General features: G+C 64.6%; 12 protein-coding genes and 2 pseudogenes. 6 read left to right on the top strand and 8 right to left on the bottom strand.

What is annotated here, in order from left to right:
• Positions 1–37 precede the first annotated feature (37 nt).
• Genes cydC through RIU96_RS05460 form a run of 4 tightly spaced genes read right to left on the bottom strand, consistent with a single transcriptional unit; the run spans position 38 to position 5,974 of the window.
• A complete protein-coding gene (gene cydC, locus RIU96_RS05475) occupies positions 38–1,708 on the bottom strand; it encodes a thiol reductant ABC exporter subunit CydC (RefSeq protein ID WP_006841223.1) in 1,671 nt (556 codons plus the stop codon).
• Positions 1,709–1,734: 26 nt separating this feature from the next.
• Entirely contained in the window at positions 1,735–3,339 is a 1,605-nt protein-coding gene (locus tag RIU96_RS05470) for an ABC transporter ATP-binding protein/permease (RefSeq protein WP_144317281.1), read from the bottom strand.
• A gap of 5 nt (positions 3,340–3,344) precedes the next feature.
• Complete coding sequence (gene cydB, locus RIU96_RS05465; protein ID WP_136652913.1) at positions 3,345–4,346, bottom strand: cytochrome d ubiquinol oxidase subunit II; 1,002 nt, start codon at positions 4,344–4,346, stop codon at positions 3,345–3,347.
• Between the two features lie 2 nt (positions 4,347–4,348).
• A complete protein-coding gene (locus RIU96_RS05460) occupies positions 4,349–5,974 on the bottom strand; it encodes a cytochrome ubiquinol oxidase subunit I (protein WP_006841226.1) in 1,626 nt (541 codons plus the stop codon).
• Between the two features lie 678 nt (positions 5,975–6,652).
• On the opposite strand from RIU96_RS05460, the gene RIU96_RS05455 reads away from it, so the two are divergent.
• From RIU96_RS05455 to RIU96_RS05430, 6 genes and pseudogenes are all read left to right on the top strand, one after another.
• On the top strand, positions 6,653–7,522 hold the full coding sequence (locus tag RIU96_RS05455; RefSeq protein WP_311197003.1) for a cation diffusion facilitator family transporter: 870 nt from the start codon (positions 6,653–6,655) through the stop codon (positions 7,520–7,522).
• A gap of 25 nt (positions 7,523–7,547) precedes the next feature.
• The gene (locus RIU96_RS05450; protein WP_006841228.1) at positions 7,548–7,913 is read left to right on the top strand and encodes a Cd(II)/Pb(II)-sensing metalloregulatory transcriptional regulator CmtR; all 366 of its coding nucleotides are present in this window, start codon (positions 7,548–7,550) and stop codon (positions 7,911–7,913) included.
• Entirely contained in the window at positions 7,910–9,880 is a 1,971-nt protein-coding gene (locus RIU96_RS05445) for a heavy metal translocating P-type ATPase (protein WP_259896881.1), read from the top strand. Before RIU96_RS05450 ends, RIU96_RS05445 begins: the two co-directional genes overlap by 4 nt.
• Before the next feature lie 63 nt (positions 9,881–9,943).
• Positions 9,944–10,985, top strand: a pseudogene (locus RIU96_RS05440) (SURF1 family protein).
• Positions 10,986–11,108: 123 nt separating this feature from the next.
• Entirely contained in the window at positions 11,109–13,196 is a 2,088-nt protein-coding gene (locus tag RIU96_RS05435) for a heavy metal translocating P-type ATPase (RefSeq protein WP_311205169.1), read from the top strand.
• Between the two features lie 281 nt (positions 13,197–13,477).
• Entirely contained in the window at positions 13,478–14,575 is a 1,098-nt protein-coding gene (locus RIU96_RS05430; RefSeq protein WP_311205180.1) for an IS630 family transposase, read from the top strand.
• Between the two features lie 99 nt (positions 14,576–14,674).
• Here RIU96_RS05430 and RIU96_RS05425 read toward each other — a convergent pair.
• The 4 genes and pseudogenes from RIU96_RS05425 to istB all read right to left on the bottom strand — a co-directional run.
• Positions 14,675–15,058, bottom strand: a pseudogene (locus RIU96_RS05425) (transposase); the annotation flags it as partial.
• Positions 15,003–15,242: an integrase core domain-containing protein gene (locus RIU96_RS11965; RefSeq protein ID WP_396136764.1), complete on the bottom strand. Its 240-nt coding sequence runs from the start codon at positions 15,240–15,242 to the stop codon at positions 15,003–15,005. The pseudogene RIU96_RS05425 and the gene RIU96_RS11965, both read right to left, overlap by 56 nt.
• A 67-nt stretch (positions 15,243–15,309) precedes the next feature.
• A complete protein-coding gene (locus tag RIU96_RS11960; protein ID WP_144317284.1) occupies positions 15,310–15,603 on the bottom strand; it encodes a DDE-type integrase/transposase/recombinase in 294 nt (97 codons plus the stop codon).
• A 36-nt stretch (positions 15,604–15,639) separates the two neighbouring features.
• On the bottom strand, positions 15,640–16,437 hold the full coding sequence (gene istB / locus RIU96_RS05415; RefSeq protein ID WP_259822917.1) for an IS21-like element helper ATPase IstB: 798 nt from the start codon (positions 16,435–16,437) through the stop codon (positions 15,640–15,642).
• Between the last annotated feature and the right edge of the window lie 17 nt (positions 16,438–16,454).

The following is a 16,454-nucleotide window of genomic DNA, read 5'->3' as shown; positions in this document are numbered from 1 at the left end:
GCTGATTGTCGCTCCTGTCTCGAGTGTGACCATCTTTTTAGTCCTGGTAAGGGGGTGAGGTCCTGATCTGCACCGGGTCGGGGAAGGTCTGCGTGCCCACCTGCCCGGTTGTCGAGTCAGTGTCGTTAGCGTGGGTGACCAGGATGACGCTGCGCCGTGGCAGCGGTCCCGGCAGCGGTTGGTGGAGCAGGAGGTCTAGCAACGCCGCCGCGTCCGTGGCCGCGATATGTTCGGTCGGCTCATCCAGCAGCAGCACCGGCGCGGTGGAACACAGTGCCCGAGCCAGCAGTAGACGGCGACGCTGACCGCTCGACAGGGAGCCCGCGCCGTCGGCAAGCAGCAGGTCCAGCGGATCAGCACCCGCTCCGACGGTCTCCCGCAACCAGTCCGCCAGCCCCACCGCGCGCAGGATCTCACGGAGTTCCCCGTCGCTGGCATCGGGGTTGGCTACCAGGAGATTCTCCCGGATGGTGGTGGAAAAGAGCCACTCGTCCTCGGCGTGCACGCGCAGGGTTTCTCGCAGCGTGACTTGGTCGATCTCCGGGACCGGGTGCCCACTCAGCGTGGCAGAACCACTGCGTGGTGGCACCAGGCCTCCCAGGGTCTGCAGCAACGTGGTCTTGCCGCAGCCGCTGGGGCCGCGGATGACCATACGCTCACCGGGTAGCAGATCCACCTGCCAACTGATGTCACCGAAACGGCAGCGTAGGTCGGTGGCTCTAAGATGGCAGTTGTCAAGCTCCCACGCTGTCACCTCCCCACCATCCGTTGTCGGAGTGGTACCGGACTCCTCGACCAGGTCGGTGAGGCGGCGGGCGCTGTGGGAAGCCTCGTCGGCGTGGATCGCGGCCTCCGAGAGCTGCGCGTGGGACTCGAAAGCCGCCAACGGCAGCAACACCACCATGCCCAGCCAAGTGGGATCCCCAGTGTATGCCAGCGCGGCGACGATCACCGTCAGTGCCCCGGCCAGGCCGGTGGACCACTGGATCAGCGCCTGTGACGTTGCCAAGGGTTTCTCGGCGGCGACGGTGGCGTTGCTACTGCATCGCGACGCCGCGACGGCCAGATCCTCGCGCTGCTCTTCCAGACCGGCGGCGGCGAACTCCACGCGGTGGTCCAGCAGCTCATCCAGAGCCACTTCGAAATTATCCTCGGCGAGTATCCGACGTGAGCGCCTGGCTGCCCGCACCGCCAGCCAGGGGGCAAGCACTCCGGTGACCACGAAGCCCAGTGACAGAACCAGACCCGCCACGGGATGCAGCAAAGTAGCCCCGGCCACTGCAAAGACGGTGAGTACCACCGCCACCCCAGCGGGCACGACGGCGCGCACGATGACATCGGTGACGCGTTCGGTGTCTGCAACCAGGCGCACCAGCCCGTCGCCGCGGGTGAACAGATGCCCCCGCCCGGAACCGGTATGGTCGAAGGCCAGCGCATCGAAGACCCGAGAACGCAACGTGGTCAGGGCACGCAGCGCGATGCGGTGGCTGAGCAACCGATCCACGTAACGGAATACCGCCCGAGAAATGCCCAGCGCCCGCACGGCGGTGACCGCGACCGTCAGGTCCATCACCGGTGGCATCTGCCAGGCCTTGGTGATCAACCAACCGGAGACGATGGTCAGGGTCAGCGCAGAGATCAGGGTGATGGAGCCGGCCGCGACGCCCGCGATAATCTCACGGTGCCGCACCCCAGCCAGGCGGAGCATTCCGTTAAGTGATCGAATATCTGCTCTCACAGGTACACCACCTCATCTGCGATTGCGGCCAGGCGAACGTCATGGGTGGCCAGCACCACCGTGTGTCCGGCCGCAACCCGCCGGCGCAGCTCGGTGGAGAGGGCATCTACCAGCTCCGGGCTCAGGTGCGCGCTGGGTTCATCCAATAGGTGCAGCGTGGGTCCGCTGCCGCGGGCCAGAGTGCGGGCCAGGGTCAGGCGTTGGCTCTGGCCCGCCGAGAGGCCCTCGCCCTGTGGGCCGAGACGGCGTTTCAACGGTACGTCGAACCACAGGTTCCCGGCGGTTTCGGTGGCCGGTTTGCGCTGCGCACCCAGCAGCACGAGGTTGTCCTCGACGCTGCCGGGCACCAGCACCGGCCGGGCTGGCAGATAGGCCGTGCGTTCCGGCGGCGGGGCGGTGATCTCTCCGGTGACCAGGTCATCCGGCAGCGCGCCCAGGACGGCGAGGAACACGGTGGACTTTCCGGAGCCGTTGTCGCCGTACAGGACGGTGATCTTCCCGGGTTCGGCGGTGAAGCTCAGGTTCTCCGGCTTCGTGCCGTCGCGGCCGCCCACGCTGAGGTCGGTGACTGTCAGCTGGACGCCCGCGGGGGAGCCACAGTGGGTCAGGTAGTTCCGGCCGTGGTGGCCCACGGGGCGAGTCTCATCTTCGTCCAGCAGCTCCAGGATCTCCTCGGCGGCGGTGAGTCCGTCGGCGGCGGCGTGGAAGTTCGTGCCCACCTGCCGGATCGGGTTGTACACCTCCGGCACCACAATCAGTGCGATCAGTCCTGCGGTTAGCTCCATGTTGCCGTCCACCAGGCGCAGCCCGATGCTCACAGCCACCAGCGCCACCGCAAGGGTGGCCAGGAACTCCAGGGCAAACGACGACAGGAACGCCAGGCGCAGCACCGACATGGTGGCCTTTTCGTGGCGACGCCCCGTGGACCGCAGCTGTCTGCTCGGCTGGTGGGTGGCGCCCAGTGCCCGCAGTGTCAGCGAGCCGGACAACAAGTCCGCCAGCTGCCCGCCCAGAGCGCTAGTCACCTCCAGACGACGTCGTGTATGGGCGGCGGTCAGCTTACCGATCAACACCATGAAGGCCGGAATCAATGGCACTGTCACCAGCGCCAAGATCCCGGAGACGGGGTCAGCCACCAGCACCACGACCAGGGCGGCCGGAGTCGCCAGCGCGGCAGCGACCAGGGAGGGCAGGAATTCGTTCAGGTAGGGCCGAAAATTCTCGGTGCCATCGGTGAGGACCTCGCGCCAGTGGGCCGATTCCTCCTGCACGCGGCGGGGATCGCGACGTCGTAACGCGGCCAACGCCTTGGCACGCAGGGTGTCGACGACCCGCCCGACGCTCTCCGAGGAGGAGCGTTGCGCGCGGGCAGCCACGACGCCGTGGACGGCGATGGCGGCGAAGAGGGCCACCACTGGCCAGGTCAGCACCTCCCAGTCGGCACCACGGTCCAGGATGACGCGCGCGGCGACCCAGCCGATGAGCACGCCGCGGGCGAGCACCAGCACGGTGATAAACGCCTGCAGCACGCCCGTGCGCAGGATCAGGCCCCGCACCGGCGGAACCAGGGCGAGGAGTCTAGGGTCAATAGGCCCCTGCATCCGGCTCACACCTTGATCCGCTTGGCGAAGGACCAGAAGGTCCAACCCTGCGATGCCAGGACGAACGGCACCAGAATTAGGGCGCCCCAGGACAGGAAGGTCAAAGTGTAGTCCGAGCTGGAGGCGTTGTAGATATTCAACGACACCCCATCGGCCAGTGAGGTGGGCAGGACGTTCGGGAACAAGGTCGCGAAGATCTGCACCACCAGGGTCGCCACGGCCACGGCGGTGGCAGCGAATGCGACGCCGTCGCGGTTGCGCAGGATGGCCACCGAGCCGACGACCACACACAGGGCGAGGACAACAACGGCGATCCAGAGGACCGGGTCCCCGTGCCCCAGCTGGGTCCATGCCGCAAAGCCGAAGGTGGCCAGCGCGGCGGGGATGGTCAGCCGACGGGCCAGCCAGTGGGCACGGCTGCGCAGCGGTTCATGCACCTTCATGCCCAGGAAGGTGGCGCCGTGCACCATGAACAGCAAGACGAAGGCCAACGCCCCCAGCACAGCGTACGGGTTGAACAGGCCGAACATGGCACCCAGGCTGGAATCAATTTGCCGGTTGGCATCGATCGCCAAGCCCTGGACGATATTGGCGAAGGCCACACCCCAGAAAATCGCCGGCACCCAGCTGCCGATCGCCAGCCCAATGTCGCAGCGGTCGCGCCAGACCTGGGTGTCCACCTTGACGCGCCACTCCAGCGCGACACCGCGCAGGATCAGGGAGATCAGGATGAGCAGCAACGGTAGATAGAGCCCGGAAAACAATGTGGCGTACCACTCGGGGAACGCGGCGAACATGCCGCCTACAGCCACAATGAGCCACACCTCATTGCCGTTCCACACCGGGCCGATGCTGGTGGCCACGGCGTCGCGACGCCGCGCGCGCTCATCGTCATCACCGCCCAGGAACGGCAGGAGCATGCCCACGCCGAAGTCGAAGCCCTCCAGGACGAAATAACCCACGAACAAGAAGGCGATCACGATGAACCACAGAGTCTGCAGATCCATGGTCAGCTCTCCTGCCCATCATCGGTGCGCTCGCCGCGCTGCCGGCGCGGTTTCGTGGCGACAGCTGTGGAATTCCAGCCGGTAGACTCGACGCCCTCGGCGCCCTCGGTGTTCTCAGCACTGTCGGCGCTGAAGCTCAGCGGTTCCAGTTCCTCGGCGTCCGGACCGTAGGTGTCCTCAGCGATGTTCTCGGAAGCACCGGGGGCGAGCGCCCCGGCAACCACGAAGCGGCGCATGAGCCAGAACCAGACCACGGCCAGAACGCCATAGATCAGGGTGAAGGCGATCAGGGAGATCCAAACGGTGGTCACCGAGTGGTTGGACACACCGAAGTCCACGATCATGTGGATGTCATTTTCCCCATTCGGACTGTTCTCCGGCCCGAAGTCGGGGTTCGGGTACACCACCCAAGGTTGGCGTCCCATCTCGGTGAAGATCCAGCCGGCGGAGTTGGACAGGAAGGGGAACGGAATCGCGATGAGGCCGAGCCAGGCGAACCACCGCTTGTCGGTGGTGCGCTTCCTGCGGGTCAGCCAGAAGCCGAGGATGACTACCAGGATGGAGGCAGTCATGAAGCCAATCATCAGGCGGAAGGACCAGTAGGTGACGAACAGGTTCGGCGAGTAGTTTCCCGGGCGGTAGAGCTGCTCGGCCTGGGCCTGCAGATCCGTGACGCCCTGCAGCGTCACACCGGCAAACTGGCCGCCAGCCAGGAAGGACAGGACCCAGGGAACACTGAAGATCTCGGAGACCGAGTTACAGTCGTTGAACGTGCTGATGGCCAAAATAGAGAACCACGGATCCTCCTCGGTGTGGCACAGCGCCTCCGCGGAGGCCATCTTCATCGGCTGGACCTCGAACATCACCTTCGCCTGCAAGTCACCGGTGATCGAGACGAATACGATCCCCAATAATGTGACCCACAATCCCATGCGCAGCAGCGGCCGCCACAGTTGTCCGGCGTCCTCGGAGTTCCCGTCCATCTTGGCTGCGTGGCGGCGGGACCGCACCATCCACCAGGCGCTGATGCCAGCGACGAAGGTACCGGCCACGAGCACGGAACCAGCCACCGCGTGCGGGAAGGCCACCAGTGCCACCGGGTTGGTCAGCAGCTCCCAAACATCGATCAGTTCTGCGCGCCCGTTCTCGTAGTTCATCGCCGCGCCTACCGGATGCTGCATGAAGGAATTGGCCACGATGATGAAGTAGGCCGAGACGTTGGTCGCGGCCGCCACGATCCAAATCGAAGCCAGGTGCATCCAGCGGGGCACGCGTTCCCAACCGAAGATCCAGACCCCCAAGAAGATGGACTCGAAGAAAAAGGCGGCCAGCCCCTCGAGAGCGAGCGGCCCGCCGAAGACGTCACCGACGAAGCGGGAGTACTCACTCCAGTTCATACCGAACTGGAATTCCTGGACGATGCCGGTGACCACTCCCATGGCGAAGTTGATCAGGAAGAGCGTGCCGAAGAACCTGGTGGCGCGGTACCACATGTCCTTCCCGGTCCGGTGCCAGGCCGTCTGCATCATGGCCACCAGGGGGGCAAGCCCAATGGTCAGGGGGACGAATATGAAGTGATAGACAGTCGTGATGCCAAATTGCCAGCGTGAGACATCGACAAGATCCACAGAATGCGCCTTTCCCAGTTGACGAACCGTCCAGATGGCACATCGCCACTGCGACGATTCCTGCTCCGGCAGGCGCTGCGACCCAGCCTCACTCACTCCCGGCTCGCGGTTCCTGCCGACACCCGAGTTAAATTCAGGTACATACGAGCTGTCGGCCCGGCAACGAGAAAGTTCCACGAACGTGACGCATCTCCCTAATCAGACAGGACATTGAACTGTTCCGAAATACCCCTCTATGACCTGAATCGGTTCACTCCTCCTTCGAGGCCCCTAGTAGTACCGCGTCAGACAACCTTTGCCTTTTTGATGGTGCTGGCTGGTTTGATGACCTTACATAGCTGCGGGTTGATGACGTGGGTTCTGTGCTAGGCGATGTAGCGGCGGATCATCTTCGTCTGCTCCCGATGGTTGGAAAAATTGGTGCCGTTCAGGGCGCCGCTACCGCTCGTTTCGCCCGCTCCTGGCTTGACGTCGCCCTAGGAAAGGATCCCCGCGCAGCCAGCCAGGGGATTCCTGCAAACCCAGCACAGGGAGTCATCTTCTCGCCCGGAGACACATATTTTCAGGTAAGGGCTCTGGATTTTTCATTAGTCTTTCAATAAAGCGGAATGTGGGTTAACCTTCCACCATGACCATGGTCGTGGTCATGGCCTGACGGGCTCGTTGAAGGCCCCGGGATTGACGTTCACGATCTTCCTGGCCCAGGTAGCCGGTGGCGTTATTTCTGGCTCGCTGGTTCTGTTGTCGGATCCGATGCACATGCTCGCGGATTTCACGGGACTGATGATCGCCCTGATCGCCATCCTCATCGGCCGCTCAACCGCTACCTACAACCACCGCCGCGTCGAGGTGTTCACCGCGCTGATCAATGCGACCATCGTCAGCGCCATCTCGGTGATGATCGTCGTGCGCGCGCTCGGTCGGATCGGCGAACAGGTCCCCCTCGACACCGGCGTGATGCTCATCGTCGCGATGGTCGGCCTGGCCGCCAACGCAATCTCCGCCTTGATCCTCGGGCGTCGTCAGCACGAGAGCCTGAACATGCGCGGCGTCTACCTACGTGTGCTCTCCGATTTGCTCGGCTCGGTCGCGGTGATCATCGCTGTCCTGATCATCCGGTTCACCAGCCGGCTGCCCACCGACATCATCGCCTCGTTGTTCATCGCCGCGATGGTGCTGCCGAGACCACTGCGCCTGATGGTCGACTCCCTCGCGGTGCTGATGAACCACACCCCGAAGAACATCGACGCCCGCGACGTAGAAGCAACACTGCTCGGCCTGCCCGGGTCGCTTCCGTGCGCGACCTGCAGACTTGGAACACCGTTGGCACCGAATCACTGGCCACCTCCCGCCTGGCCCTCGAGGACATGGGCCACGCCGGCTGCGGAATCCTCGACGCCGCCCAGGCCTGCCTGCAGAACTTCGGTATCGAGCACTCGACCATCCAACTCGAACAGGATAACCACATACACAACGAGGTCGTCTGCTAACACTCCGCTTCACAGGGCGAAAGGGTCACACGAGCAGGCGGAGACAATTGCCAACTAGTCATCCCCCACTGTATGGTCAGTGCATGCTGACTATTGCCTCCCGTCTTGATGTGATGAACCGGCTGGGACGCGCCATGGCCGATCCCACCCGGTCCCGAATCCTGTTGTCCCTGCTTCAGGCCCCTGGCTATCCAGCACAGTTGGCCCGGGACCTGGAGTTGACGCGCTCGAACGTCTCCAACCACCTGGCGTGTCTGCGTGACTGCGGAATCGTCGTCGCGGAACCGGAGGGCCGGCGCACCCGTTATGAGATCGTCGGCGCCCACCTCGCCCGGGCGCTTGCCGTCCTGGTGGAGACCACCCTGGCCGTCGATGAGAACGCCGAGTGCCTGGACCCGCAGTGTCCGGTTGCTGGTTGCTGCGATGAGGAAAGAGGCCAGCGGTCATGACGTCTGCCTGTGGTTGTGAACCGTCCGTGCCGATGGCCGACGAAGAGGAGCCCACCCCGTGGTGGCGTGACCGTGCCGTCCTTCTCCCGGTGGCTTCCGGCGTGTCCCTGCTCATCGGCCTGATCCTCGAGTGGTTCGTCCCCGGGGCCGGACTGGTGGCCACCGGCCTGTTCTGGCTCGCCCTACTGCTGGGCGCCTCCCAATTCGTCCCCGGAGCCCTCAAGGGGCTGGTCACCCGGGGAAAACTGGGTATCGGGCTGCTGATGACCATCAGCGCCCTCGGTGCCGTCCTGCTGGGCTTCATCGAGGAGGCCGCCGCCCTGGCCTTCCTCTACTCGATTGCCGAGGCCCTGGAAGATAAGGCGATGGACAAGGCGCGTTCGGGCCTGCGTGCCCTGCTGGCCCTCATCCCCTCCACCGCGACCATCATCTCCCACGGGGTGACCCGCAGTGTGGCGGTCGAGGAGCTGGTCCCCGGGGACGTGTTGCGCCTGGCTGCCGGGGAACGCCTGGCCACCGACGGGATCATCCGCTCCGGGCACAGCAGCCTGGATGTTTCGGCGATCACCGGAGAATCCATCCCCGTCGAAGTCGGCCCCGGTGATGCGGTGCTGGCCGGGTCGATCAACACCACCGGGGCGCTCGAGGTCGAGGCCACCGCCGGCGGGACGGACAACTCCCTGACCACCGTGGTCGCCCTGGTGGAACAGGCCCAGCACGATAAGGGCCAACGGGCCCGGATCGCCGACCGCCTGGCCCGTCCCCTGGTGCCCGGTGTCCTCATCCTCGCCATCCTCGTCGCCGTCATCGGGTCCTGGCTGGGGGATCCGGGCGTATGGATTGAACGTGCCCTGGTCGTCCTGGTCGCGGCGTCGCCGTGTGCCCTGGCGATCTCGGTGCCGGTCACGGTCGTCTCCGCGATCGGGGCGGCCAGCAAATTCGGCGTGGTCATCAAGTCCGGCGCCGCCTTCGAGCGCCTCGGCGGTATCCGGCATCTGGCCCTGGACAAGACCGGCACCCTGACCCGCAACCGGCCCACCGTCGTAGATGTGCTCACCACTGGTGGAGCCGCCCGGGCGGATGTCCTCGGTTGGGCCGCGGCGCTGGAGGCTCACAGCACCCACCCGTTGGCTGCCGCCATTACCGCCGCTACACCGCAGGCCCCGGCCGCCCAGCAGGTCGACGAAGCCGCCGGGCAGGGCATCACCGGACTTATTGACGGAGCGCAGATCGCCGTGGGCAGCCCCCGCTGGCTGTCCCCCGGCCCCTTGGCCGGTCAGGTCGAGGACCTGGAAAAACAAGGCATGACCGTGGTCGTCATCCACCGCGATGGCCAGCCCGTGGGGGCGATCGGGGTGCGTGATGAACTCCGCCCCGAGGTCCCCGAGGTCATCCGGACGCTCACCGATGAGGGTTTCCAGGTCACCATGCTCACCGGCGACAACAGCCGCACCGCCGCTGCGCTGGCCCGGGAGGCCGGCATCACGGACGTGCGGGCCGAGCTACGCCCGGAGGACAAGGCCACCGCCGTGGCCGGACTGGGGACCCGCGGCCCGGTGGCGATGATCGGTGACGGCATCAACGACGCGCCCGCCCTGGCCCGAGCCGATATCGGTATCGCCATGGGTGCCAAAGGCTCGGACGCGGCGATCGAGTCCGCGGATGTGGCGTTTACCGGCGATGACCTGCGCCTGATCCCCCGGGCCCTGCGCCACGCCCGCCGGGGCCGGGCGATCATCAACCAGAACATTGTGCTGTCCCTGGCGATCATCATCGTCCTGTTGCCGCTGGCGATCACCGGTGTGCTGGGACTGGCTGCTGTCGTGCTGGTCCACGAGGTGGCCGAGGTCATCGTCATCGCCAACGGCCTGCGGGCCGCCCGCACCAAGCATCTTGACCTGAAGCCCGTCGAGGCGGCCACGGTCACTGCCGACGAGGATGCGTACGGAAGGTCCCGGGTCTCGTAGTGCTTTCCCCATGAGCACCCGGCGACAGGATGCACTTTCTCACCGGACGGGGCAGTAGACTTCATGGCTGTGAGCAGCACAGGTGAACGCAGGTACGGTCGGGCCCCGCAGAAGAAGGGCTGGCGGACATTCCTCCGGCCCGGCTGGGTGTTCGGTGTCCTTGCCATCATCGCTTTCTCCTACGTCGCCTTTACCTTTCTGGCGCCGTGGCAGCTGAGCAGGGATAGCACTATCGTCGAGCGCAACGAGCAGATCGAATCCGCCTTCGAGGTCGAGCCCGTCCCCGCCGAGGAGATCTTTGACGCCCGGGGCAGTATCGAGCCCGGGGAGGAATGGGCCCGGGTGATCCTTCAGGGCCACTACCTGCCCGAGGATGAGGTGCTGATGCGCAACCGTCCGGTCGACTCCTCCCCTGCCTTCCATGCCTTGACTCCCTTCCAGCTGAACTCCGGTGAGGTCATCCTGGTCAACCGGGGTTTCAACCCGCCGCTTGAGGGCGGTGTCCCACCGATGGATACTGCGCCAGCCGGTGAGCAGTCCATCGTCGGCCACGCCCGATTCACCGAGCAGACACCGATGTCCCCCCCCGATCGAGGACCAGGGCTACCGCCAGGTCTACGGCATCAACACCGCGCAGATCGCCGAGGTGACCGGCATGGAACTGGCGGAGGACTATGTGCAGCTGGCCGAGGGGCAGGCCGGGGAGATCAACGCCATCCCGGTGCCCATGCTCGACCGCGGTTCGCACCTGTCCTACGCCTTCCAGTGGATCGCCTTCGGCATCATGGCCCCGCTCGGCCTGGGGTATTTTATCTGGGCGGAGCTGAAGGAACGCCGCCGTGTGCGCCGCGAGGAGGCCGAGCTGGCCGACGGATCGACATCCTCGCAGCAGACCGGGGACTCCCAGGACGAAGAGACAGATTCCGACACGGTGGGCGCCCTCCGCACCACTCACCCGGAAAATGACACCCAGGGTCTCGCCCATGCCCAAGCTCCTACTTCCGCATCCTCTGGTGCCCGTGCACGCATGTTGCACGACCGTTACGGCGACAGCCAGCCGAATCACTCCCGGAAATTCACCAACCGCCGGCGCGAGCGGTTCTAAGCGCAGCCTTGCGCACCACACGGTGCGGCCCGCTCGATGTCTATACGGAGGGTGCGGGAGGGGATGCCCTCAAGGATTTTCAATAAGCTTGCAATAAGGGGTTTTCCCCGTTAGACTACAGGCATGAGCGAGCACGATCATGACCCTGACCCCGGCGACTACGCTGCCCCGAACGGATCCCCCACAACCCTGCCACCGACATCGGCGGCCACTCATACCCAAGATCATGCCCACGGTTCCGCACGCTGGGAGCTGTGGTTCGCGATCGCCGCCGGCGTCACTTACACCGGTGGGATGATCGCGGAGTTCGCGTTGGGGCTGCCGATGGTCGGATGGCCGTTGGCGTTCTTCCTCGCCACCTACTTCTTCGGTGGGTTCTTCACCATCCGCACCGCTATCTCCTCCACGCTGCGAGGGAAGTTCGAGGTCGACTTCCTCATGCTCGTCGCCGCGGTCGGCGCCGCTCTCATCGGCCGGTGGGCGGAGGGTGCGGTGCTGCTGTTTCTGTTCAGCCTCGGCCACGCGCTCGAAGAGTACGCCCTTAGCCGTGCCAGCAAGTCCATCGAGGCCCTCGCCGAGCTCGCCCCCCGCAGCGCCCTGGTGCGCCGCGGCGAAACCGAACCCGTGGAAGTACCGGTGGAGGAGCTCGTGGTCGGAGACATCGTTGTCATCCGTCCGAACTCCCGCATCCCCTCGGACGGGTTCGTGATCTCCGGAATGTCCGCCGTTGATCAATCGGCAGTCACGGGCGAGTCGATCCCCGTGGAGAAGGAACCGGTGTCCGACCCCACACGGACGATGCACACGGTCGGCACCCTCCCCGCCACCAATCGAGTGTTTGCCGGCACCGTGAACGGGTCTGGCCTACTCGAGATCGAGGTCACCGCGACCGCCGCTGACTCGACACTGAGCAAGGTCGTTGAGCTTGTTCGCACCGCCGACCAGGCTGCGTCCCCGACACAGCAGTTCATCGACCGGTTCCAGCGCTGGTACGTGCCCGCCGTGATCCTCGGGGTCATCGCCACCCTGCTGGTGTCGATGTTCGCGTTCGCGCAGCCGTTCCGCGACGCCTTCTACCTCGCCATGACTGTGCTCGTCGCCGCGAGCCCGTGCGCTCTCGCGATCGCCACCCCAGCCGCAGTCCTGGCGGGCGTGGCCCGCGCCGCCCGTGCCGGCGTGCTCGTCAAGGGCGGTGCCCCGCTCGAGACACTCGGACGAGTAGAGGCGATAGCGTTCGACAAGACCGGCACCCTCACGTGGGGCACACCACGAGTGACCTCGCTCGTTCCCGCCGATGACACGTCCGAATCGGAACTGATCCCGACACTCGTGTCGGTCGAATCTCTCAGCGACCACCCCCTCGCCGCCGCGATCGTCCGCGACCTTGCACCCCGCGTCCCCGAGACCGGGCGGCTGGTGGCCACCGACCTCTCGGCACTCACCGGCCGCGGCATCACCGCGACGATCGACGGAGAGCGGGTCGAAATCGGCAACCTGCGCATGTTCGACGAACAGCAGCTTGAACTGCCCTCCTCGCTGGCCAAGTCCTACGCCGAAGCCCGCGACTCTGGGCAGACGTTGATGATCGTGCGTCGTGGTGACCGCTTCCTGGGGGTCGTGGGAGTGATGGACGCCTCCCGCGCCGAATCCGCCCAGGTGCTCAACGCGCTCCGGGACACAGGGGTCGGCCATCTGGTCATGATCTCCGGCGACAATCAGCGGGTCGCCGACGCGGTAGGTCAGGAAGTCGGCGTCGACACGGCGATCGGAGAGCTCCTCCCCGAGGACAAGGTCATTCACATCACGAGCCTGGCCAAGACATACCGCCCGATCGCGATGATCGGCGACGGCGTCAACGACGCCCCCGCGATGGCCCGCGCTGACGTCGGCATTGCGATGGGTGCTGCCGGGTCGACGGTCGCGTTAGAGACCTGCGACATCGCGCTGATGAGCGACGACCTCGGACACATCCCGTTCGCTGTCCGGCTGAGCCGGGCCGCCAGCCGGATCATCCGACAGAACCTCATCGCCAGCCTCGCCATCGTCGTTTTCCTCATCATCGCGACCTTCCTTGGGCTTAATATCGGCGCCGTCGTGCTCATCCATGAGGGATCCACCCTCATCGTCGTCGCGAACGCGCTTCGCCTGCTCAACTTCCAGAAGGGCCAGGAACACGCCGGCATCGACCACGAAGAAAAGCCCACGCACTGATGCTTCTCCCCGCGAGTCACCAGTGGGGCCCGTGGCGAGAACAGTCCGTCCGATCTGTCGGAGAACCGCTTACCCCCACTCAACCCCCGGGCTATCCAGAGGAACTCACTCATGGATTGTCCCGTCAGCGGCACCGTATGGGTCATATCAGACGGGACTGGAATCAACATCGACTTCCGGACACTCCTTCCGGCCTGTCAGACGATCGCCGGGAGTTTGGTTCCCTGGGGGAAGCTCGCCTAGTGTCCTGCGCCGTTAATTCGCTGCTGGATCATTGTAAAATTGGGTATGCACACCGAGGACCGGCGTTAGCCCCACTGACCTTGACCGATGATGAACGCGACCAACTGCAACGCTGGGTCCGGCGACGCAAAACCACCCAGGACCTCGCGCTCCGCTCCCGGATCGTACTGGAATGCGCAACCGGGGCATCGAACTCGGAGGTCGCCCGTCGGTTGGGGATCTCATTGCCGACGGTGGGTAAATGGCGGGCCCGCTTCATCGACAAGCGCCTCGACGGACTGGTCGACGAGCCCCGGCCGGGTCGGCCCGCGACGATCGGTATCGACCGGGTCGAGCAGGTCATCATCGACACCCTGGAATCAACCCCTGCGAATGCGACCCATTGGTCGCGGGCGAGCATGGCCGAGAAATCCGGCCTGTCGAAGTCCACGGTCGGTCGGATCTGGAAGGCTTTCGGACTCAAGCCCCACCTGGAGGAGGGGTTCAAGCTTTCCAACGATCCCTTTTTCACCGAGAAAATTTATGACATCGTCGGGTTGTATCTGAACCCACCGGAGTCAGCGGTCGTGCTGTGTTTCGATGAGAAAAGCCAGGTACAAGCCCTACAGCGGTCCCAGCCGGCCTTTCCGATGATGCCGGGAACACCCGAGCGCCGCGCACACGACTATGTCCGCCACGGCACCACGAGTCTGTTCGCCGCACTCAACGTTGCCGATGGGACGGTGATCTCCCAGGTCCACCGCAAGCACCGCTCGGTGGAGTTCAGAAAATTCCTGGTCAAGATCGACAAAACCGTCCCCGAGGGCCTGGACGTGCACGTCATCTGCGACAACTACGCCACCCACAAACACCCGACGATCCAGACCTGGCTGGGCAAGCACCCCCGGTTCCACATGCACTTCACGCCCACCTACTCCTCCTGGATCAACCAGGTGGAGCGGGTGTTTGCCGAGGTGACCCGAGAGCTCCTTCAGCGCAGCGACCACCGAAGCGTGCAGGCACTGGAGAAAGACCTCCGCGACTGGGTGAGGGCGTGGAACGAGGACCCGAAGCCGTTCATCTGGACTAAAACGGCCGAGGACATCCTCGACTCCATCGCCCGATCCTTACAACGAATTAACGGCGCAGGACACTAGTAGTGCTTTGTTAGGTGTCTCTGGGGCGGTGGCAGTAGGGACAGCGGTCGAGTAACCGGATGACGGCGGTCTGGAGTTCAGTGAGCACCGTGTAAAAAGTCAGGCCGCCGGTAGTGCTTTTGGGCCGGCGGCCAGTCGTTTCATGGTGATGAACAGGTGTGCTGCGGTGACGGGTGTGGTGTGGTGATGCCAGCCGAGCCAATGTCGACCCTCGAAGTGGTCGAGTCCCAGGCCGTGCTTGAGTTCGCGGTAGTCGTGTTCGATCCGCCACCGGATCTTTCCCAGGCGCACCAACTGCTCGATGGGGGTGGTCTCGGGCAGGGTCGACAACCAGTAATCGGTGGGTTCGTCTTCTCCGGCGGGCCATTCGACCAGCAGCCAACACTCTGGGGCGGTGCCGTGAACCGCTACGGCTTTGTTGCCGCCGTTAGATTGGGTAAGCCGCCGTCGCAGGTGACCCAGGAATTGTAGCTTCTCTGGCCCAGTAGGACTCCTCGTACTCCGCCGGCGGGACCATCCCCAGGGTGGAATGCAGCCGGTGGTGGTTGTGCCACTGCACCCACGCCATGGTCGCGAGTTCGACGTCGACGATCGACTCCAGGTTCTGTGCGGTGAAGATCCGGGAGCCGATGCACTCGGTCTTGTCCAGCCCGTTGCTCGACTCCATCAGCGCATTGTCGTAGGCATCACCCACACTCCCGATCGACGGGGTGATGCCCTGCAGGGCCAGGTTCTCAGTGAATTTCACCGCGGTGTGACTTGCTGCCCGCATCCGAGTGGTGCGTCAGCTCACCACGGACAACGGGACGCTGGGTGCGGTCACGCTCCCACAGCGCTGGGTACCGTGGGATACGCACCAGTTCGACTCCGCGGGAGGTCTGCGCGTGCCAGCCGACGATGCGCTGCGAGTACACGTCAACGATGAAGGCCACATAGACCCAGCCCGAACCGGTGCGGGCGTAGGTGAAATCGGCGACCCATACCCGGTTGGACGCCTCGGTGTGAGCGCTCTTCGAAATGTAGCCCACTGGCGCTCTTTGAAATGTAGCCCAGTGTGGTCGTTGTTATTGTGCCTGATGTGGGGTTGGTGAGGGGGTTGTTGGTGCGGGTATTTCGCGTCCTTTGATGCGGTGGCTTACTCCTCGGTGTTGAAAGATTTTGGCGTGGTGGACGATGCGGTCGACCATGGCGGTGGCTACTGTGATGTCGCCGAAGCATTGCGCCCATTGGGAAAACGCTAGGTTTGAGGTCACGATGATGGAGCCGTGTTCGTAGCGTCTGGAGACGAGTTGGAAAAACAGGTTCGCCGCGTCAGCTTCGACGGGAATGTAGCCGAGTTCGTCGATGATGAGCAGGTGGTAGCGGTTTAATCGTTTCAGCAGCGTTTCGAGTTTGCCGGTGTTGTGGGCTTCGGTGAGGGTGTTTATCCACCCGGCGGCGGTGTCGAAGAGGACGCGATAGCCTTGCTGCGCTGCTGTGATGCCAAGTGCGGTGGCGAGGTGGGTTTTGCCGGTTCCGGGTGGGCCGAGCAGGACGACGTTTTCAGCTGTGGCGACCCAGGCCCCGGTTTCAAGGCGTGCGATTTCAGTGCGGTCAATACTGGGTTGTGCGGTGAAGTCGAAGTCGGCGATGGTTTTCACGGCCGGAAAGCCGGCGCGTTTGACGCGTAATGATGCTCCGGATTCCGCGCGGGCGGTCGCTTCGACGGATAGCACGGCGGCGAGGTACTCCTCGAATGTCCAGGATTGGCTACGTGCTTGATTGGCGATGGTTGAGTAGACGTTGTCGATGCGTGGGGCTTTCAACTCCCGTGCGAGGTGACTAATTGCCGCCGCGGTGTCGTGGGCGCTGGTGCGGGTCATAGGAAAGAGCTCTCCTT

This window comes from Corynebacterium sp. Z-1 (genome assembly GCF_031844665.1).
Taxonomy (GTDB): Bacteria; Actinomycetota; Actinomycetes; order Mycobacteriales; family Mycobacteriaceae; genus Corynebacterium; species Corynebacterium sanguinis.
Note: the sequence above shows the minus strand (reverse complement) of the source record. Positions and strands in the feature narration are given on the sequence as shown.